11 protein-coding genes are annotated in these 21,373 nt (G+C 44.9%); 6 read left to right on the top strand and 5 right to left on the bottom strand.

Annotated elements, in window-relative coordinates:
- Positions 1 to 219: 219 nt before the first annotated feature.
- The 3 genes from CZ502_RS10585 to CZ502_RS00245 all read left to right on the top strand — a co-directional run bounded on the left by CZ502_RS10585 (position 220) and on the right by CZ502_RS00245 (position 14,483).
- Complete coding sequence (locus CZ502_RS10585) at positions 220 to 11,028, top strand: DUF1542 domain-containing protein (protein WP_076459133.1); 10,809 nt, start codon at positions 220 to 222, stop codon at positions 11,026 to 11,028.
- Between the two features lie 163 nt (positions 11,029 to 11,191).
- The gene (locus CZ502_RS00250) at positions 11,192 to 12,316 is read left to right on the top strand and encodes a DUF8462 domain-containing protein (protein WP_076459132.1); all 1,125 of its coding nucleotides are present in this window, start codon (positions 11,192 to 11,194) and stop codon (positions 12,314 to 12,316) included.
- A 187-nt stretch (positions 12,317 to 12,503) separates the two neighbouring features.
- Positions 12,504 to 14,483 (top strand): amidase family protein, encoded by a 1,980-nt coding sequence (locus CZ502_RS00245; protein ID WP_076459131.1) that lies wholly within the window; start codon positions 12,504 to 12,506, stop codon positions 14,481 to 14,483.
- Positions 14,484 to 14,535: 52 nt separating this feature from the next.
- Here the strand turns inward: CZ502_RS00245 and dltD are convergent, their stop codons facing one another.
- Genes dltD through dltX form a run of 5 tightly spaced genes read right to left on the bottom strand, consistent with a single transcriptional unit; the run spans position 14,536 to position 18,981 of the window.
- Positions 14,536 to 15,828 (bottom strand): D-alanyl-lipoteichoic acid biosynthesis protein DltD, encoded by a 1,293-nt coding sequence (gene dltD / locus CZ502_RS00240; protein WP_076459130.1) that lies wholly within the window; start codon positions 15,826 to 15,828, stop codon positions 14,536 to 14,538.
- Complete coding sequence (gene dltC / locus CZ502_RS00235; RefSeq protein WP_076459129.1) at positions 15,821 to 16,060, bottom strand: D-alanine--poly(phosphoribitol) ligase subunit DltC; 240 nt, start codon at positions 16,058 to 16,060, stop codon at positions 15,821 to 15,823. Before dltC ends, dltD begins: the two co-directional genes overlap by 8 nt.
- Before the next feature lie 21 nt (positions 16,061 to 16,081).
- Positions 16,082 to 17,299, bottom strand: coding sequence for a D-alanyl-lipoteichoic acid biosynthesis protein DltB (dltB, locus tag CZ502_RS00230; RefSeq protein ID WP_076459128.1), 1,218 nt, complete (start codon positions 17,297 to 17,299; stop codon positions 16,082 to 16,084).
- Entirely contained in the window at positions 17,296 to 18,822 is a 1,527-nt protein-coding gene (gene dltA, locus CZ502_RS00225; protein WP_076459127.1) for a D-alanine--poly(phosphoribitol) ligase subunit DltA, read from the bottom strand. The genes dltB and dltA overlap by 4 nt, the downstream gene beginning before the upstream one ends.
- Before the next feature lie 18 nt (positions 18,823 to 18,840).
- Entirely contained in the window at positions 18,841 to 18,981 is a 141-nt protein-coding gene (gene dltX / locus CZ502_RS00220) for a teichoic acid D-Ala incorporation-associated protein DltX (protein ID WP_076459126.1), read from the bottom strand.
- Positions 18,982 to 19,302: 321 nt separating this feature from the next.
- Between dltX and acpS the strand changes: the two genes are divergently transcribed.
- From acpS to CZ502_RS00205, 3 genes are read left to right on the top strand one after another with little or no spacing between them, the layout of a single operon-like run.
- Positions 19,303 to 19,662: a holo-ACP synthase gene (gene acpS, locus CZ502_RS00215; protein ID WP_076459125.1), complete on the top strand. Its 360-nt coding sequence runs from the start codon at positions 19,303 to 19,305 to the stop codon at positions 19,660 to 19,662.
- A 3-nt stretch (positions 19,663 to 19,665) separates the two neighbouring features.
- The gene (gene alr / locus CZ502_RS00210; protein WP_076459124.1) at positions 19,666 to 20,796 is read left to right on the top strand and encodes an alanine racemase; all 1,131 of its coding nucleotides are present in this window, start codon (positions 19,666 to 19,668) and stop codon (positions 20,794 to 20,796) included.
- Positions 20,797 to 20,809: 13 nt separating this feature from the next.
- Positions 20,810 to 21,202 carry a type II toxin-antitoxin system PemK/MazF family toxin gene (locus CZ502_RS00205; RefSeq protein ID WP_076459123.1) on the top strand — a complete coding sequence of 131 codons (393 nt, stop codon included), beginning with the start codon at positions 20,810 to 20,812 and terminating at the stop codon, positions 21,200 to 21,202.
- Positions 21,203 to 21,373 lie beyond the last annotated feature (171 nt).

Here is a 21,373-nt window from a genome sequence, read left to right as displayed (position 1 = left end):
AGCAAAAATTCTCAGTATTCGTTATCGGGGAGGATCTTTGCGAACAAGTTTTTATTAAGATAGATGGTTGCTTTCATCAGCTATATGGATTTTATTAAGCTCATCCTGTTAACTAATCCGATGATAATTAACAGAACCTAATTTGATGTTGTATAGGTGGATGGATAGCAACTTTTTTTGTCACTAGAAAGTTTAATAATAGATTCGGGGGATTTTTACATGGTTTCTAAGAACAACCATAAGTTAATTTCAGAAAAGAACCGTAAGAACGAAAAACAACGCTTTGCATTACGGAAGTTAAACGTCGGCGTTGCTTCTGTATTATTAGGGATCACATTCAGTGTCTACGGCGGTGGCCAAATGGTGGCCCACGCGGATACTGCGACGCAAGGTGAAGGTAACGAGGTTTCTCAAGGCCAAGTTACTGATGCAAAAACAACAGTAACAGTAAATGAAGGTAATGAACATGTACTTAAGGACACCGCTGTTCAACCTTCTAGTGAAGAAGCAACTATTGCAACAAATAATTTGTCAGCTTCAGTAGCTAGTGAAACACCTGTTGGTACTGAAACTGATAAAGCTAATTCTGCTTCAATAACTGCTGGTGAAGAAACTAAGAAGTCTGAGACAGAAAATGTTAGTGTTTCAGATCTTTTAGGTAACGGTCCTGTTGATCCACAGACTTTAGCTGAGAGTAAAGTTGTGGATAATGAAGCCGGCACGGTTACCGTAGATAATGCGCAAGACTTCTACGATGCAATTACAAAGGGTAAAGCTACTACCATTATTGTTAACGGCGACTTTACTTTAAAGGATGCTAAGGGTAGCGGATCTACTTTAAGTGGTGATCAGTCACGAAATATTACCATCAAGTCTGCAGATGGTACAAAACATAAAGTTGACTTTTCTGGTACATATTGGATTATGAAAAATATCAACGAAGTATCAATGAGTGATCTTGACGTTTATGGCACTACTTACTGGGGATTATTTAAAAACGCCAAAACCTATAACTTTAATAATGTTAACTATACTGGATCACAGTTAGTATGGTCCAATACTGTTGACACAACTATTAACTTCTCTGGTAATAACAATATTCAAACTGTACCGAACTATACCTTCATGGATGCTGCTGGTAAAGAAATAACAGGAAAGCCCCAAGGCAGTCAACAAATACTTGAACTGACTTCAAGTAAAAACACAGTCAACTTTAAGCCAGGTACTACAACATTAACAACTGAAAACGGTAATGTTATCCAAATGAAGTCAGGATCTTCGACTGTTAATGTTGAAGATGGTGCAATTGTCAGTTTAGTACCACAAGGTAATGGTGGTGAAGGTGCTGGCGGTAATAATTACGGAATTGTAGCATCAACTTCAACAGTAAACGTCAAAAAGGGTGGTCAACTTAACGTAAAGGCTGACACAACCAAAGGCGATGTTGGTGGTTTATACCTTGATTCAGGATCAAAGGTTAACGTTGATGGTGACCTGAAAGTAACGCAAAACGGTAAACTTAATTCGGGAAATGCGCAACCTGTACATATTGGTACAGGTGCAACTGTTACAGTTACTAATGGTGGTAATTTTGAAGTTGATGGATCAAACCTTGGTAATTCAAACGGTGCATTAATTTCAACAAGCGGTAACTTCCAACTTGATGCTCACTCAAACTTTAAGGTTACTGGTGACGGTACTGGTAATATCCAAGGTGTATTGCTAGGTAGTGGTAAATTTACTTCCGACCAACCTGAAAGCTTTGTAATTGATTTATCACAAAATAAAAACGATAATTCTCTTGCTGTGAAAAATGGTACGATTGACTTTACTCGTGTTAAGAGCGGACAACCTGGTGAAGGTAATACTAACAAACCTCTAGGCAAAGTTTCTGTAAAGTATGATAGCACGGGTAAGATAACGAGTAGTGCTATTACTTCAGAAGAAGCACAAGCTACAAATGATATTTATAACGCTCTTAACAATGATAAGAAGAAAATTGAATTTACTTTAGCTGGCCAAGACGTTACTCTTTCAGATCTTCACTTAAATAAGAATAATGTTCTGACTGGTAAGACTTCATCTGCAGCAAGTGATTCAAACTCACCAATTTATGTAACTGTTAAAGTGGGTGATGAGGTAGTCTCCGTACCAACAGGCGGTAATTACAAGGTTTATACTAAGATTAATGACGGTGAGCCGGAGGGCGAAGATGTTAAATATGTAGCTAAAAATGACGCAACAGGTGGTTCATTCTCAATTGATTTAAGCAAATACATTACGTCTACTACACCAGGAACTACTTCTGTAACGGTAACTGCTTCTAAGGACTTCGTTGAAAATTCAGCCACTAAGTCTGTTGATGAATTACGAGCATTAAATACTAAGACTTTGGAAGAATTAACTGCTGACAAGGCTGTATCAGCTAAAAAACAAGACCCTACTTATTACAATGATTCTGAGAATCAAGCTGCGTATGATAATGCAATTACTACTGGTAAAGAAGTGCTAGAAAAAGCAAAGAAGGGTCAAGTTGAACAGGAAGATGTTAATGCTGCGGTAGAGGCAATTCAGACTGCAATTAGTAACTTGAAAGGTCAACCAAATGACACTTCTGCTTTGGAAAAGGCAATCACTAATGCCAACACAGCTAAGGATACTGACAACTACAATAAGGCTGATGACGACAAGAAGATGGCTGTAGATAATGCGTTAACAGCAGCTAACAATATCAAGTCAGGCAAGCATGGTGATGGTACAGCAGTAACTGATGATAATCCACTTACTCAAGCTGAAATTGATACTGCTAAGACAAATCTTGAAAACGCAGTATCTGGATTGAACGGTAATGCTATTAGTCTTGCGAGTGCTAAGAATACAGCTAATACTGATATCAAAAATGCCGCTACGGCAGCTAAGGAAGCAATTGATAATTTGCCAACCTTAACTAAAGACGAAAAGGATTCAGCTAAGGCTAAAATTGATGAAGATGCCAAAACAGCTGTAGATAAGATAAATGCCGCAACAAGTGTCACTGATGTTAATGAAGCTGTTTCTGATGGTGTAACTGCTATCAACAATGATCTTAAGGAGACAGCAAAGGCTGATATTGATGCAGCTAAAACAGCAAAGGATGCTGAGATCGATAAATCTAAGTTAACTGATGCTGAAAAGATAGCAGCCAAAGAAGCAACTAAGACAGCAGCTGCTGAGGCTAAAACTGCAGTTGACAATGCTAAGACAGACAAGGGTGCTGTTGATCAAGGCAAAGTTGTCACAGCAGCTAAGAATGGTAAGACTAACATCGATAATGTTTCAACCGTATCAACTCACGACCTTGAGGAAGCAACCAAGGATGATACTGTAAATGGTGTAAAGACTAGCTCACCATATACAGATGCTGATCAAACTGCTAAGACTGCATACGATAATGCAGTTCAAGCTGGTAAGGATCTTTTAGACAAGACTAAGACACCAAACCCAACCCAAGAGCAAATCGATAATGCAGTTAAGGCAATTAATGAAGCCAAAACAGGCTTACAAACTTCAGCTACAAAATCAACCACACCAACAATTACAATTGGTAATGATGGTAAAGCAACTGGTACAGCACCAAAGGGTTCAACAGTAACAGTAACTCTTCCAGATGGCATAACTAAGACAGTTACTGCAGATGATAAGGGTGAATTCACTGTTCAAATCCCAGCAGATCAATTAACTGGTGGTAACGTAACTGTTAAAGCAACTAAAGATAATGTAGATACAAAGACCTTAACTACAACCACTCCAGATAAGGTAGCTCCAGATGCACCAACCGTAAGTTTAAGTGATGATAAGAAGTCAATCACTGGTAAGACTGAAAAGGGTGCAACCATCAATGTTAAGGACAAAGATGGTAAGGTAGTTGCCACTACCACTGCAGATGACAATGGTAATTACAGCGTAACTATTCCAGAAGCAAACTTAGATGGTGGGCAACTTTCAGTAACTGCCACGGATGGTAATAATAATGAATCTTTGCCAACGACAGTAACCACCACTGATGAAACTACACCAGCAGTACCTAATGTAACTATAAAGGACAATAAGGTAACAGGTACTGTAAAGCCAGGTGAAACCCTTGAAGTCAGGGATAAAGATGGTAACGTCATCGATACTGTAACGCCAGATAAGGATGGAAATATTGACTACACAATTCCGGCCGACAAGCAAACAGGTGACACGATTAGTGTTGTAGCAAAGAATCCTAACAACAATAAGGAATCAGAAGCTAAGGAATTAACCACTAAAGATACAGTAGCCCCAGACACACCAACGGCAAGCTTAAGTGAAGATAACAAGAAGATTACTGGTACAGCTGAAAATGGTTCAACTGTAACAGTAACCCTTCCAGATGGAACAACTAAGACTGCCACTGTTGGTGAAGATGGTAAGTTCAGTGTAGACATTCCAGCATCAGCATTGAATGGCCAAGATATTAAGATTACTGCAACAGATACTGCAGGAAATGTTTCAAAAGAAGCGACAGTAAGCACACCTAATGAAGTCCTTGACAATGCGAAGAATACTGCTAAGCATGATATCGACGATGCCGCTAAGAAGGCTAAGGATGCCATCAATAATTTACCAACCTTAACCGATGAAGAAAAGGCAGCAGCTAAGAAGACGGTTGACGATGATGCTGCAGCAGCTAAGAAGAAAGTTGCAGATGCAACAACAACTGATGCTGCTAAGGACGCTGCAACTAATGGTGCAGACACCCTTAACAAGGATGCTGCAAAATCAACCATCGATGACATCAAGAAGGCTAAGGATAATTCGATTGATGCTTCTAACTTAACTGACGAAGAAAAGGCAGCTAAGAAGGAAGAAACCAAGAAAGCCGCTGACGCTGCTAAGAAGAACATCGATGATGCCAATACTCCAGAAAATGTTACTACTGAAACCAACACTGGTAAGGACAACATCAATAAGGTAACTATTCCAGAAACCTCACCATCAAAGGACACAGCTAAGAAAGATATCGATGATGCTGCTAAGAAGGCTAAGGATGCCATCGACGGTAACAAGGACTTAACTGACGAAGAAAAGAAGACAGCTAAGGACGATGTTGACAAGCATGCAAAAGCAGCTAAGGACGATATCGACAGTGCTAAGACCAAGGACGACCTTGATAAGGCTATTAACGCTGGTAAGGACGACCTTGATAAGGATGTTGCCAAGGCAGCAATTGACGATGCAGCTAATAAGGCCAAGGCCGACATCGATAAGAACAAGAACTTAACTGATGAAGAAAAGCAGGCAGCTAAGGATAATGTTGATAAGCATGCTAGCGATGCCAAGGATGCTATCGACAGTGCTAAGGCCAAGGATGATGTTGATAAGGCCACTAATGATGGTAAGACCAACTTTGATAAGGACACTGCCAAGGCAGTCATCGATGACACCAAGAAGGCTAAGGATAAGTTAATTGATGCTTCTAACTTAACTGACGAAGAAAAGACAGCTAAGAAGAACGACACTAAGGCAGAAGCTGATAAAGCCAAGAAGGCTATCGATGGAGCCAAGACTTCAGATGATGTTACTAAGCAAACCACTACTGGTAAGGACAATATCAATAATGTAACTATTCCAGAAACCTCACCAGCTAAGAAAGCAGCTAAGGATGATATTGATAAAGCTGCCGATGAAGCCAAGAAGGCTATCGATAACAACAAGAACTTAACTCAACCTGAAAAGGATGCAGCTAAGAAGTCTGTTGATGACCATGCTACGGCAGCTAAGAACGCCATCGACGGTGCTAAGGACAATGATGCTGTTGATAAGGCAACTAATGATGGCAAGACCAACTTTAACAAGGACACTGCTAAGGCAGCCATCGATGACACCAAAAAGACCAAGGATAATTCAATCGATGCTTCCAACTTAACTGACGAAGAAAAGGTAGCTAAGAAGGAGGAAACCAAGAAGGCAGCTGACGATGCCAAGAAGGCCATCGATGGTGCTGATAAGCCAGAAGATATTACAAAGGCAACCAACACTGGTAAGGACAATATCAATAATGTAACTATTCCAGAAACCTCACCAGCCAAGGACGTAGCTAAGGATGATATTGATAAAGCTGCCGATGAAGCCAAGAAGGCTATCGACGGCAACGAGAACTTAACTAAGGATGAAAAGGATGCCGCTAAGAAGGCGGTAGACGATCACGCCAAGGCAGCCAAGGATAACATTGACAAGGCTGGCAACAAGGAAGACCTTGATAAGGCCACTAACGCTGGTAAGGACAACCTTGATAAGGATACTGCCAAGGCAGCCATTGATGATGCCGCTGCTAAGAAGAAGAGTGACATCGATAATGCCCCTAACTTGACTAATGAAGACAAGGACAAGTTGAAGCAAGAAGTTTCTGACAAGGCTACTGCAGCTAAGAAGAACATTGATGATGCTAAGACTTCTTCTGACACTAACACTGCTAAGAATAATGGTGTTAACGACATCAATAGTACTGAAATTCCAACTGGCTCCAAGGTTAAGGACGATGCCATCAAGGCCATCAATGATGAATTAGCCAAGAAGACTGCTGAAATCAACAAGTCAGATTTAACTGATGAAGAAAAGAATAAGTTAGTTGGCGATGCAACTAAGGCAGCAAATGATGCTAAGGAAAACATCAATAAGGCTACTACCAATGGTGATGTTGAAAAACAAAAGAACACTGGTATTGAAAACATCGATAAGGTAACTGTTCCAGAAACTTCACCAGTGAAGGAAGAGGCTAAGAAAGACATTGATGACGCCGCTAAGCAGAAGACTGACGACATCAACAAGAACCCTAACCTAACTGCGGAAGAAAAGAAGGACTTAACTGATAAGGTTAAGAAGGAAGCCGACGATGCCAAGAAGAAGGTTGAGGAAGCCACTTCCGATGAGGATGTCAAGAAGGCATCTGAAGACGGTTCTAAGACTATCGATGATGTCGAAGTTCCATCAACTTCACCAGTGAAGGATGCAGCCAAGAAGGATATCGACGATGCCGCTAAGAAGGCTAAGGACGATATCGACAGCAACAAGCACTTAACAGATGACGAAAAGCAGGCTGCTAAGGACCAAGTTGATAAGAAGGCTGAGGAAGCTAAGCAGAAGATCGATGAGTCTAAGAAGAACGACGATGTTGCGACTGCCAAGGACAACGGTACCACTGACATCAACAAGGAAACTGCCAAGGCGGCCATTGATGACGCTGCTGCTAAGAAGAACAGTGACATCGATAATGCTCCTAACTTAACCCAGGATGACAAGGACAAGCTGAAGCAGGAAGTTTCTGACAAGGCCGAGAAGGCGAAGAAGAATGTCGATGACTCTCAGTCAATTTCTGACATCGACACTGCTAAGACTACCGGTGTTAACGACATCAACGGTACAGAAATTCCAACAGGCTCTAAGGCTAAGGACGATGCCATCAAGGCTATCGATACTGAATTAGCTAAGAAGACTGCTGAAATCAATAAGTCAGACTTAACTAACGATGAAAAGACTAAGTTAGTTGACGATGCTACTAAGGCAGCAAATGATGCTAAGGACAACATCAAGAAGGCTACTACTAACGATGGTGTTGAGACTGCAAAGAACACTGGTATCAATAACATCGACAATGTTAAGGTTCCAACCACTTCTCCAGCTAAGGACGATGCTATTAAGGCCATCGACGATGCTGCCAAGCAGAAGACTGACGACATCAACAGCAACCCGAACCTCACACCAGCTGAAAAGGGTGAGTTGATTGATCAAGTGAAGGAAGAAGCTGACGCTGCCAAGGGCAAGATCAACGACGCCGATAATGATGCTGCTGTTAAGCAGGCAACTGAAGACGGTGTTAAGGCCATCGATGACATCAAGGTTCCTGAAAAGTCACAGACGAAGGAAGAAGCCAAGGATGCCATTGACAAGACAGCTGACGATGCTAAGAAGGCCATCGATAGCAACGAAAACTTAACAGACGATGAAAAGCAGGCTGCGAAGGATAACGTTGACAAGCAGGCTGATGAAGCGAAGAAGAACATTGATAATGCCAAGACTGCCGATGATGTGAAGACCGCTAATGACAACGGGGCAACCGACATCAACAAGGAAGTTGCCAAGGCAGCCGTTCAAGACGCGTTAAACAAGAAGAACAAGGAAATCGCGGCTTCTGGTTTAACAGCCGATGAAAAGAAGGTAAAATCAGATCTTGCGCAACAATTCGCTGACGACGCATTCGCTGCAATTGATAATGCAGGTGACACCCCAGCTGCTAACAAGGAAAGTGCCAAGGGTGTAAGCGAGATTGCGGGCATTGAAGTGCCAATCAGTTCTCCAGCTAAGGATGCGGCTAACAAGGCAATTGATGATGCTTTGAAGACGAAGACGGACGAAATTAACAACGCCGGCAACCTATCTGATAAGCAGAAGCAAGACTTGCTTGACCAAGCTAAGGAAAAGGCTGACAAGGCGCATGAAGCAATCGACAATGCTGGTACGGACGCTGATGTGAACAACGCTACTACCGCTGGGGTAAATGACATCGCTGGCGTTGAAGTGCCAACACTTGATGATGCGAAGGCACAAGCTAAGGACATGATTGATAAGACCCGCGACCAAAAGCAGGCCGAAATCGATAACGCCGCAAACTTGACTGCTGACGAAAAGGATGCCTTAAAGAAGCAAGCTGACGATGCTGCGGAAAAGGCAAAGGGTAACATCGATAATGCCGCCACAAACGATGATGTTTTAACGGCTGAAAACGATGGTGTTAAGGCAATTGAAGATATCACGGTGCCAAGTCTTGACCAAGCAAGAAAAGATGCCAACAAGGTAATCGACCAAGTACTTGCTGAAAAGACTGCTGAAATTGACGCTGCGGACAACCTCACTGCTGACGAAAAGGACGCATTGAAGAAGCAAGCTGGCGATCAGGCAACGAAGGCTCACGACAACATCAATAAGGCGGCGACTAACGATGCCGTAAAGGATGCTGAAACAACTGGTGTTAAAGACATCCTCGGTGTCACGGTGCCAAACCTTAATGACCAGCAACAAAATGCAATCAATGCCCTTGATGCAGCATTAAAGGACAAGACCAGTGAAATCGACGGTGCTGCTAGCCTCTCTGCTGATGAAAAGGACGCATTGAAGAAGCAGGCTAATGATGAGTACACGAAGGCGGTCGCTGAGGTTAAGAACGCCACGACTAACGATGCTGTCAATGCTGCTCGTGATGCTGGTGTTCAAGCAATCCTTGATGTGAAGGTGCCAGGCTTAGACGAAGCCAAGGACAATGCTACTGGAGCAATCAACCAAGTTCGTGATGCGAAGAAGAACGCAATCGACAACGCTAAGCACTTGACTGCTGACGAAAAGGACGCATTGAAGAAGCAAGTAGATGAGATTGCTGACAACGCAATTAAGAACATCGAAGCTGCAACGACTAACGATGAAGCAAAGCAAGCGCGTGACAACGGAATTGAAGACATTATTAATGTCACCGTTCCAAGCCTTGACCAAGTTAAGAACAATGCAAAGCAAGCAGTTGCTGACGCATTGAAGAGCAAGACTGACGAAATCAATGCTGCTGCTAACTTGTCTGATTCAGCAAAGCAAGCGTTAGTTGACAAGGCAAAGAGTGCTGCTGACGAAGCTAATAAGCAGATTGATGCGGCAACAACGAATGATGAAGCCAAGGCTGCTGCTAAGGATGGCGTTGATACTATTTTAGGAATCACGGTCCCAGGCTTAGATGAGACGAAGCGGGACGCCTTAGCCGATGTTGACGCTGCATTGAAGGACAAGCTTAGCGAAATCGACGGTGCTAGCCACTTAATTGCTGACGAAAAGGCTGCATTGAGCAAGCAAGCCACTGACTTTGCGGATGCTGCCAAGAGCAACATTAAGAAGGCAACGACGAACGAACTTGTTACTGCTGCCAAGGATGAAGGAATTACTAACATCAAGAGCGTGCAAGTTCCATCCGTTCAGGTAGCCAAGGATGCTGCAGTCAAGGCAATTGATGAAGCATTGGCAAAGAAGGTTGCTGAAGTTAATGCTGCCAGTTACTTAGCTGCTGATGACAAGGCTGCCTTGATTAAGGAAGCTACAGATGCGGCTAACAAGGCTAAGGAAGCAATTGCTGGGGCAACCAACGACGCGGCGGTTGTTGCTGCTAAGGATAGTGGGCTTGCTGCTATCGAAGCGGTCGAAGTACCAAGCCTTGATGGTGTCCGTGCTGCGGCAATTGAAGCTATCGAACAAGAATTGCAAGCAAAGATTAGTGAAATCAATGCTACTGACTTGAGCGATGAAGCTAAGGCTGCGTTGATTAAGGAAGCGACTGATGCTGCTGACAAGGCCAAGGCGGCCGTTAACGTTGCTTCTTCAGCAGATGCAATTAATGCTGCCGAAGAAGACGGTGTTACTACCATTAAGGAAGTAAATGCAGCGCTTCAAGCCGCTAAGGAAGCCGCAAACAAGGCAATTGACGCTGCCTTGAACGCCAAGAAGGATGAAATCAGTGCTGCTAGTCACTTAACCGCTGCTGAACAAGCGGCCTTAGCTTACAAGGCCACGACTGCGGCTAAGGAAGCCAAGGATGCAATCAATGCTGCCGCAACGGTTGAAGCAGTCGCAACTGCCAAAGATAGTGGGCTGACGGCAATTGCCGCTGTGAAGGTACCAGCAGAAGTTCCAGCAACTGATGAGGACAACGCTGCTAACAACGGTAGTGACGAAGCAACGATTGATGGCAACACGACTGAAGAAACCACTAATGAGGGTAAGCAGGAAGCAACGAACAATGCAGGAGAATCACAAGCAACGCAAAAGGTTGAAACCCCTACTGCCAACGCAAGTGCTCCCGCTACTAAGCAACAAGCACAATTACCACAAACTGGTAACGATGCTACCAATCGCTTAGGAGTAGTTGGTTTAGCAACTGCTGGCCTTGCCGGAATCTTGGGTGCATTGATCCTCGGAAAGAAAAAGAAGAATGATTAATCGCAACTAGTGTTTAATCTCATTCACTAAAGAAAAGCGACTTGATTGTGGAAGAATCCACGGTCAAGCCGCTTTTTTGGATAGAGTGAATGGCGGAAAGTATAAAGGAAGTATAAAATAAAAGAGTGAAAGTATAAAAATAGTATAAAAGGAGCAAAATCTTATGGCGACAAAAATTGATATCCTACCTGCAAACCCCTTTATGCCCAGTTTTGGTCGCTACCCCAAAATCCTATTAGACCAGCAAGAGAATCTTAATGACTATCTTGGCCGTCTTTTAGGGGATGATGCCAAATACCAAACTTCTTTAGTTTACGGAGCACGTGGAACTGGCAAAACAGTTTTTTTGTTAAATGTTCAACAGACGATTAAGCAATTTGATAACTGGCTTTTCATTCGGCTGAATAATGGCCAAGGCAACTTGCTTTTTCAACTATTGCACGCTTTGCAGCTATCCACGGGAGTCACGCTTAGCGAACTGTTTAAGAATATTCAGGGCGTTAATGTGATGGGTAACGGGATAACATTACGCTCGCTGCTAACTTCTGGTGAAATTGATTATCATTACTACTTAACAAAGTTATTGGCGCGGCTTGCGAACAAAGGTAAGCATGTTTTAATTGGTATTGATGAGATTGCAATCAATGACGATATTCGGGCATTTGCCTCGGAATACCAGACACTAATTGGTGAAAACTACCCGTTAGCTCTTTTGATGACGGGCTTGCCAAGTCGAATTTCTGAAGTGCAAAATGATAAAATGCTGACCTTTTTACTTCGTAGCCACCGTATTCATCTTGCAACATTGGATGAACTATCGGTTACTGATACGTTTGCTGAAGCATTTAGACGGGGAAATCGGAAGATCGATGTCCCAGAAATCGATGCATTGGCTAATGCGGTTGCTGGTTATGCTTATGCCTTTCAAACAGTTGGATATTATGCTTGGCGATATAGTGAGGAAAGTCTTGTGATTGATCAAGCGGTTGTTGACAAAGCAATTGCTTCTTCAAAAAAGGACTTATTTCGGAATGCCTATGAGCGGATGTATAATGATATTTCTAAGACCGACCGACTATTTTTAAGGGCAATGGCAGAATCACCGTCAGCTGAAATTGCAACCCAGTGGATTGCCAAAAAACTAGGTAAAAACAAAAGCTACATTTCAGTTTACCGGGCACGATTATTGGAAGATCAATTAATCATCGCGCCACAGCGGGGGTATGTTCAGTTCAACCTGCCATTTTTCAAGGACTTTATTTTGGAGCATGGTTCACTATATATGTGAGTTTGATGTCAAAGTGAAGGTTGGTTTTGACAAAGTCATAAAAATTTAATAACTATATGAGGATCATGAATCACCAGAACCGCTACCCTAATAGAGCTAGTATCCCTCTTTTGCGTTAGCTTATTTCTTGAAAACGATTTCAATTGTATTATACTTAGACCGAATTAGATAGTTTGGAGGTTTTTGTATGATAAAGGATCACTTGAGACTGGCGAGAGGGCTAGCGGTAGCTGTCCTCTTGTTCGGTAACCTTAGTTTAGCGGCACCTGTATTAGCTGATGATCAATCCGCCCAGCCACCATCGACTGCCCAGGTACAGGAGACACCAGGAATACAGCAAAATAGCGAAAATAAATCAGAACAACAAACAACCGTAGAAGGGCAGGAGCAACAACCAGCAACTCCTGTGCAACAAACGGATAATCAGTCGGCGCATGAGATTGCCGCCGGAATTAAAAATGGCAGTATAGATAAGCAAGCGCTGGTTGATCATGTATACCAGCACATTGACCAGCAAAACAGTCAATTAAATAATGTTATCTATACTGATCCACAGGGGGCACACGACCAACTGAGCCAATTGCCACCGGACAAGAAGAATGACAAGCCCTTTTATGGGGTGCCGCTTTTAATAAAAGGGCTTGGTCAGGCCTACAAGGGTTACCCCAATACTGAAGGCTTACCCTATCTTAAGGACAATACGTATCACTATACTAAGAACTTCGTTAAAAAACTGCAGGACATGGGCTTTATCATTCTAGGACAGACCAACTATCCTGAACTGGGCCTTATCAACATTACGACCTCCAATTTAAACGGTGTTGCCCATAATCCATGGAATCTTGACCACAACCCTGGCGGTTCATCAGGCGGGGCGACTGCTAGTGTTGCTGCCGGGATTGTGCCGATTGCGACGGGAAATGATGCCGGTGGTTCACTGCGGATTCCCGCTTCCTGGTCTGGGGTAATCGGTCTCAAACCAACTCAGGGGCTAATCACTGGTGATTCAATGACCCCGTCCGTGGTTAATTTTGCGGATACGCGCGACATTACTGATACCGTAACCCTTCTTCAAGGCTTGCAGGATCCACAGCGGGCAGCTAAGCTTCTCCGCCCGGTTCCCACAGATTTGAAACAGTTAAAGATTGCGTATTCGTTGACTTCACCGGTTGGTACCCCGGTTTCACAGGATGCTAAAAAGGCAGTTCTTAAAGCCGTTTCCTTCTTGCGCGCACAAGGCTTTAATGTGGCTGAGCAGGATAGTCCAGTCGATGGGGTAAAGATGATGCAGGCTTACTACTTGGGAGCGCTCGATGATGGCTCCGTTGCAAACTACCTGGCCAATCAAAAACTTCATCGTAATTTAACCGCTGCAGATGTTCAAACCGGTTTAATTAGTCCAATGACTTATGCCTTATATGAAGCTAGTCGGAAGGCACCACAAAATGTTGCTCAGCAATTTAAAGACGAATTAAAGCTTGTCCACCAGCAAATGACAGCATTTCATGAGCAATACCCGATTTATTTAACACCGACGACCGCCACGGTTGCACCGCTAAACAGTGATCCAGCCTACCTTCCTGAAAATGTTGCAAAGATGTTGAAGATCAAGGAATTACCATTTGACCAACAGATGCAGTTAATTTATGATTCTTGGTTACATGGTTTAAGCAAGACCCCATTCACCCAACTGGCAAACCTCAGTGGTGAGCCAGCATTGAGCTTACCGATATATGTTAGTGCTGCCGGGTTACCACTTGGGGTACAGTTAGAAGGAGCACAGGGGGATGATTACCTTATTCTTGCGCTTGGTAAACTATTTGAAGATAAGCAGCAATTCATTTTCCTCAATCAGTACCGTGAGCAACAACAAGCAACGCAAGCGGAAAGTGAAGAAAATACCGTAGCAGCAACTAAAGCAGCTACGCAAGAAATAACGGATCAATCAACCAAGACGGTGCAAGTCAGCACGGCGAAAGACGGTCAGCCGCTTCTTAGCCTGGCACCGCTGGATAGCAATCAGCCGAAGGGGCAATCGCGGACTACTGAACGGTTACAATTACCCCAAACAGGTAATAAACCTTCACCGGAATTGAGCATTGCCGGACTAGCACTAGCTGGACTGTTAAGTATGCTTGGTCTTGTTAAGTCGGAGAGAAAACGGTAAGGAAGTTAAATGAAAACCGCCAACCAGCAAATACGCTGATTGGCGGTTTTTATTACTTGAGATAATCTGTCGCAAACTTCTGGAGGTTTGCTGGCGTTGGGTTTAGGGTTGCCCAGGTTGATGACAGGAACTCATCGTTAATCTTGTAGTCCGGTTGTGCTTGCTTAGTTGAAATAAACTGGTTAGCAGCCTGATCAACTTTAACCCAACCGGCCCAGCCAATGTGGATAGTATCTTCCATGAAGCCTGGCTTAGCTCCGTCGTGGGAAAGGTCTAAGACGTGGTTAAAGCCTTGCTGCTTCAACTGGAACTTGATCTTATCAACGGAACGATAGTACATTGACATGTCCATCCCGGTGTACTTTTCCCACTTTTCGTTAACCGGTGGAATAACAAAGAGCACGTTGGTATTAGTGTTCTTGAACTCGTTGAGGACAACTTCGAGGTCGCCGTATTCTGGTGAAGCAGTGTAATTGAAGTGCTTCTGCGAACCCTTCGTTGATGTTAAGCGGGGCTTCACTCGCTTGTTGTAAAAGTGGTTGTTGATGCCAAAGTCGTTGTTATCGGTGGCCTTCTTTGCCGTTGCCATTGCTTCGTCGTAGAGCTTGTCGTAGTTATATTTCTGTGGCAAGCGGTCGACGTTTGGCAAAATGTGTTTCTCGTAGTTATCACTTAGCTGGAAGCCAGAGAAAATGGCATCTTCGTGGACCAGCATGTTTAAGCGGAAACGCACCACGGCCTTGTCCCAGCCAGATAGGTCCTGCCCGTTGGCAATCTTCTTCGCATAAGAAGAGACGGTCCCGTCACTACCGAGCATTGCGATTAAGCGCTTGGCAACGTAGCGGTCGTATGGTGACTTAGGATTAGCATTCTTCAACCAGGTGAGGTTGGCTAATTCTCCATTGTAGAACTTGAACGCTGGTGCTTGTACCCCTTGCTTGGTAAACCACTGTGGCGAGATGATGTAGACCGCTTTTTGGTCGGCCAACTGGTTTTCCATCGAGTTAATGTTGAAAAACTGGGGAAGTGATTGGGTTCCCTTAGACCCGAAGAGAAAGGGTGTGTAATTGTGATAACGGGCGGCCATCACGGACGGGTGGAAGCGATCCATCCGTCGCAATTCACTCGAACCAAAGAAGGGAACATAGTTAGTCCGTTTATCGCTTAGCGCCTGCTGCTTAATCGATTGGTTCTTAAAGACAACGGGACTAAGGGAGACAGCAGCCTTGTGTTCAATTGCCGCTGAATGCTTTTTACTTATCGGCAGCGAAAATAAAACGACAACTAATAAACAAGCGACAATCAGCGGGCCAAAGATTGACCACAGCTTTTTGCCATTATGCATTTTGGAGCTCCTTTACCCGTTGTTCGATCTTTTCAATGGTGTCCCATTGGCTCCGGTCAAATTCGGACACTGGCACTTGGATGCCAAAAGCATCTTGTAGGCCTAAAAGTAAGCTGACCGTTGCCATTGAGTCTAGCAGGCCGCTATCAAAGAGGTTTTGTGAAGCGTCACTAAAATCGGCAGTGTCACGACCAGTTGCGTCGGCTAAAATGTTGATAATTTGTTCTTGCATGATAAAAATCCTCCTAAAGATTTATTTGAATAAGTAAGTATCTAAGAAACCACTGAAGATTAAGAAAGTAAACATTACAAAGTTAAAGGTAATAAAAATGGCAACACCAGTGGTGAATTTATTGTGGGGCATGTTTTTCAGCTTCTTGCGCTTAAACCGTAGCCACCAGTCATTGACGACCAGGGCAAGTCCGTGGATAAACCCGTATAGGATGTAGTACCAGGTAATCCCGTGCCAAAAGCCCATCAGTACCATGTTAAGCATGTAGGCAGTTGATGATAAGGCGTTGCGGTTTTTAAACCAGCGTTTCTTCGTTGCCAAGAAGACGAAGCGCATGAAGATGTAATCCCGGAACCAAAAGGACAGACTGATGTGCCAGCGATTCCAGAATTCCTTGATGTTCTTTGACTTAAACGGTTGTTTGAAGTTCATTGGCGATTTGACGCCCATAAAGTAACTGATTGCCACTGCAAACAGGGAGTAACCAGCGAAGTCAAAGAAGAGGTAAAAACCGTAAGTGTACATTACGCCAAGGAGGTTCCACGATAAAAGGTGGGGATCAGCCATCGCCGCCCGTTCAAAGTAGGGGTAGAAGTGCTGACCAAAGAAGTACCCGATGACGAACTTGTACAAGAAACCAAGGAATAGGTAGAAGATTCCCGTATTGACTAGTTTAAGGTAGCTGTCACGGTCGGGCACTTTTTGGTAGTCCTGTTCAAAACGCCGGTAGCGGTCAATTGGCCCGGATGTGATCGTCGGCATGAAGAGCATGAACCGGATAAAGGTCCAGGGGGTGATGGACTTGACCATCCCGTCCCGGGTCTCGATGACGGTGCCGACAGACCGGAAAGTCAGGTAGCTAATTCCCAAGAAGTCCAATAGTGAATTGTGACCAACCATGGCCGGGGAGAGCTTGACGATGACAATCGGCAGAATTGATAGTGCCGAAGCTAAGTAAAAGACCCCGGCGGCATTCTTCTTTTGCCGGTAATGGTGGTAGCCCATCACGATGACGGTCTGGTAGATAACGTAAGCAATCAGCGAGATCCCCTGCTGCCAGCTGGAGCCATCAAACATCAAAAAGATGAAGATAAAGCTGATTAAGGCTTCGTACCAGCTAAACCGTTTGCCAAAGTACAGGCCAATGCCCAGCGGTAAGATAGCAAGAAGTAAGTAGAAAAAGTATACCGGGGTGCCATAGGCGCTATAATTTGGCAGGCTCGCAATCCAGTTGATCATTTATTAGCCTCAGCAATCATTTGTTTAACTGCAATCTTGCCATTTGCAGACATCGGGAATGAGTCCCGGTAAATAAACTGTGTTGGGAGCATGTATGGCATGATTAGCCCCTGCAAACTCTCCCGGATTTTCTTTGTCAATCCTGCTTCATCATCGCTGGCTTCATTAGGAATCACGTAGGCAATCAGGTGGGTTACCTTCCCCGCTTGATTGTATTTTGGTACGGCCACCGCTTGCTTGATTAACGGGCTCTTTTCAAGACTTACCCGCACCTCATCAAGTTCTACCCGGAAACCGTGGAGCTTAATTTGGAAGTCCATCCGTCCCTTGTGGTGGAGAAGACCGTCTTCATCGAGGGTTCCTGCATCCCCAGTCCGGTAAGCCGGAACGCCGGCAATCTTAAAGAATGACTTGGCGGTCTTAACGGGATTATTCATGTAGCCGTGGGCAACACTATCACCGCTAATGACGATTTCGCCCTGTTTTCCAGGGGTAGTGATTTGCTTGTCGCCATCCCAAATCGAGAGGGTAACCCCGGGTTTGGCATAGCCGACAGGCAACCGGTCGTTATTTTCGATAATCGTCGGTGTAATTTCGATGCCGGAAACGGCCACCGTGGTTTCGGTCGGGCCGTAGGTATTGTAAATCTTTGCGTGTGGGAACCGTTGGTGGAGGGCCGTGGCGGTCTTGACCGTTAGCTCCTCGCCGCAAAACATAAAGGTTTTCAGGGCGGCCATTTGTTTTTCACTAAAGGCCGGGCTGAGCATCAGCATGTCCGCAAACGACGGTGTCCCGACAAAGACGTTGAGGTCGAGGTTTGGCAAGGCAGTAAACATCTGCCCAAAGTTTTCGACCACGTTATGTGGCAGAGCCTTGATCGTTCCCCCGGAGAGGAGGGCCGGCAGCCAGTACATGTTTGAGAGGTCAAACGAATATGGCGGCTGGCCTAAGAAGTTCGCGTGTTCTTTGATGTTAAAAGCATCACTCAGTACCCATTCGACAAAGGTCATGAAGTTGTCGTGGCTGACCTCAACCCCCTTTGGCGATCCCGTTGTCCCCGAGGTAAATAGGACATAGGCGAGTTCATCGCCGTTCACCATCGTGGTTGTTGTAAATGGTTGCGGGTTCGCAAGGATCTCAGCTAACTGTGCGTGATTAACTACCGGGGCAGTAAATTTTAATTTTGCGGCCGGAAAGTCATCAACGGCAATGACCAAGGCCGGATTAGCCGTATCCAAAATTGACTGCATCCGGGGAAGCGCTGAACCGGTTGAAACCGGGATATAGGGGTGACCAGCCTTTAACGCTGCTAAAAAGCTGACGATCATCTCTACCTGGTGGTCACCGTGGACCAGGATCGGGCTGTGGGCTGGTAAGTCCTGCCTGCTCAACCAAGCGGCGAGTGTGTCAACCGCCTTGTGGAGGTCACCGTAGCTGGTCGTTTTTCCCATCTCATCATAGGCAATGCGGGTTGCATTGTCACTGGCGACTTGCTCAAAGACTGTAATAATATTTTTACTCATCGATTATTTTCCTCCGCACTAGAATTCATTGTAGATAAACGGTTCTTGTCCTGCCCCAAAGTACCCGTAAAGGTAGATCAATAAGAGGAGCACGACAAAGTAGAACAGTGTTTTCAAGATGAACCGCAATGCGGGATGGCGCTGAATAATCTGGGCCATATTTCTCCTTCTCTCATCTCGGATTATTGGTACTTAATTGCTGAAATAATTGTTATGAAAATACCAGTCTGCGACAATTTTGCCGAATTGTCGGAAAAGTTGCAAATACCCAGTAAATTCTTAATAAATGATTAACAAAAATTTCAAAAACTAAGATGCCATACTGACTTAAAATTATAACTGTTTCACCGCCGATTGTAACTAGGCAATTGGGAAAAATCCAGCAGGCGGTTCGCTGAAAATAATTAACCAGAAAAAATTGCATGTCGAAAAGATTTTAGATAAGATTAAGCGGGAGAAAATCAATGAGGAGACGGTGTGATGATAAAGGGACTAGGCGTGGACATTACAGAAATCGACCGGGTAGCAAAAGCTGCGGCCAAGCATTCACAATTTGTCCAGCGCATCTTGACCCCTGGTGAGCAAGAACAGTATGCCCACTTTAGCGGTCACCGGGCAGCCGAATACTTAGCGGGCCGGTGGTCACTCAAGGAGTCCTTTGCCAAAGCAATGGGGACCGGGATCGGGACGAAGTTAGCTTTTCATGATATTGAGATCATTGACAACCAATATGGGGCGCCAATCATCACCAAGTCACCCTTTACGGGCAATGCTCACGCCTCAGTGAGTCACACCGCGACATTAGTAATGACAGAAGTAATCTTAGAAAGCGAGAATTGAATTATGATTAGTGGTCGTTTGCGTAATACTTCATTAATAGTTGATTTAGGAGCTTTGCGCCATAATATCAAGGAACAGAAGAAGGCCTTGCCAGCTGAGAGTAAGATCTTGGCAGTAGTCAAAGCCAATGCGTATGGTAATGGGCTCATTCCGGTCGGGCAAGCGGCAATCAAAGCCGGCGCGACCGGCCTCTGTGTGGCAATCCTTGATGAGGGACTGGCCTTGCGGGATAGCGGGATGACCGCGATGACCCTTGTCTTAGGGGTTACCCCGGTTGAAGATGCCGTTGTGGCAGCTGAGGCGGGCATCTCGTTGACGGTCGGTTCCCTTGAATGGCTCGAAAAGTACCACCAGTTTGCCCAGATTAATACGCCGCCGCAACCATTAAAGGTTCACCTGGCAATTGATTCCGGGATGGGACGGATCGGTTTTACCGACGTGGCGACGTTTAAACAAGCGGTGGAACTGCTAACGGCACCAGAGTTTGAATTTGAGGGGATGTTTACCCACTTCGCGACTGCTGATAGTGCTGATGACCGCTACTTCCAAAAGCAAGTTGAATGCTGGCAACGCTTTGTGAATAGCCTGGATACCTTGCCACCGTACGTCCACATGGCCAACTCAGCAACCGGTCTGTGGCACCAGGATAAGATCACGGCTAATACTGTCCGGATGGGAATTTCGATGTATGGGCAAAATCCCTCAGGCCGGGAGTTGCAGCCGACCTTTGAACTTCGCCCAGTTACCCAGCTGGTTTCATCAATTGGCTTTGTCAAAAAGTTAAAAGCTGGCCGGTCAGTGAGTTACGGTGCTACCTACACGGCGAAGGAAGACGAGTGGTTAGCAACGTTGCCAATCGGTTATGCCGACGGTTACCCCCGCTGCATGACTGGGTTTAAGGTACTGGTTGATGGACAGTTCTGTGATATTGCCGGCCGGGTCTGCATGGACCAGTTGATGGTCCGGTTGCCAAAATATTACCCGGAAGGGACCCCCGTTGTTTTGATGGGGAAGTCCGGGGATAAGGAAATTACAGCTGATGACCTCGCTGAACAGGCGGGGACGATCAACTATGAGATCCTGACCAATATCAGTGAACGGGTCTACCGGGTTTACCGGGATGATAATGAATAAGGAAGCGAGAAAGATGGTACAGCGGAAAGTAAAGCGTGGTGATGTCTACTATGCGGACCTGTCACCAGTCATTGGGTCGGAGCAGGGCGGCGTCCGTCCCGTGTTGATTTTGCAAAATGACGTTGGTAACCACTATAGCCCCACGGTGATCATCGCGGCGATCACTGCCCAGATGCAGAAAAAGAAGATGCCGACCCATGTTCAGCTAAAGGGTGCTGACTCTCCGCTGACCCATGATTCCGTGATTTTGATGGAGCAGTTGCGGACAATCGATAAGCAACGGCTAAAGGACAAGATTGCCCACCTGTCACCAGTGATCATGACTAAGGTTGACCGGGCACTGACGATCAGTGTTGGCCTCAATACCGCCTATGACGCTAGTGGTAAATCGGGTTTGACAAATTAGTATAAAGCTCGTATACTCACTATAAATTTAACCAGGTTCTTTTAATGTGGCCCAGAGAGACTACAAAAGACGACAGAAATATAGCGCATGCCGTAGGTCGACACTACGGGTGCATCTTTTGTAAAAGCTCTAGGACCATCGATGGGGACCTAGAGCTTTTATCTTTAAGGA

It is taken from the genome of Limosilactobacillus caccae, from assembly GCF_900156885.1.
GTDB lineage: Bacteria > Bacillota > Bacilli > Lactobacillales > Lactobacillaceae > Limosilactobacillus > Limosilactobacillus caccae.
This window is presented reverse-complemented; position numbering and strand designations above follow the sequence as displayed.

Bases quoted from the DNA above. Each gene is read 5' to 3' on its own strand.
- alr (WP_076459124.1), top strand. From the start codon at position 19,666: ATGATTAGTGGTCGTTTGCGTAATACTTCATTAATAGTTGATTTAGGA.
- dltA (WP_076459127.1), bottom strand. From the start codon at position 18,822: ATGAGTAAAAATATTATTACAGTCTTTGAGCAAGTCGCCAGTGACAAT.
- dltC (WP_076459129.1), bottom strand. From the start codon at position 16,060: ATGCAAGAACAAATTATCAACATTTTAGCCGACGCAACTGGTCGTGAC.
- CZ502_RS00245 (WP_076459131.1), top strand. From the start codon at position 12,504: ATGATAAAGGATCACTTGAGACTGGCGAGAGGGCTAGCGGTAGCTGTC.
- CZ502_RS10585 (WP_076459133.1), top strand. From the start codon at position 220: ATGGTTTCTAAGAACAACCATAAGTTAATTTCAGAAAAGAACCGTAAG.
- CZ502_RS00250 (WP_076459132.1), top strand. From the start codon at position 11,192: ATGGCGACAAAAATTGATATCCTACCTGCAAACCCCTTTATGCCCAGT.
- dltX (WP_076459126.1), bottom strand. From the start codon at position 18,981: ATGGCCCAGATTATTCAGCGCCATCCCGCATTGCGGTTCATCTTGAAA.
- dltD (WP_076459130.1), bottom strand. From the start codon at position 15,828: ATGCATAATGGCAAAAAGCTGTGGTCAATCTTTGGCCCGCTGATTGTC.
- CZ502_RS00205 (WP_076459123.1), top strand. From the start codon at position 20,810: ATGGTACAGCGGAAAGTAAAGCGTGGTGATGTCTACTATGCGGACCTG.
- acpS (WP_076459125.1), top strand. From the start codon at position 19,303: ATGATAAAGGGACTAGGCGTGGACATTACAGAAATCGACCGGGTAGCA.
- dltB (WP_076459128.1), bottom strand. From the start codon at position 17,299: ATGATCAACTGGATTGCGAGCCTGCCAAATTATAGCGCCTATGGCACC.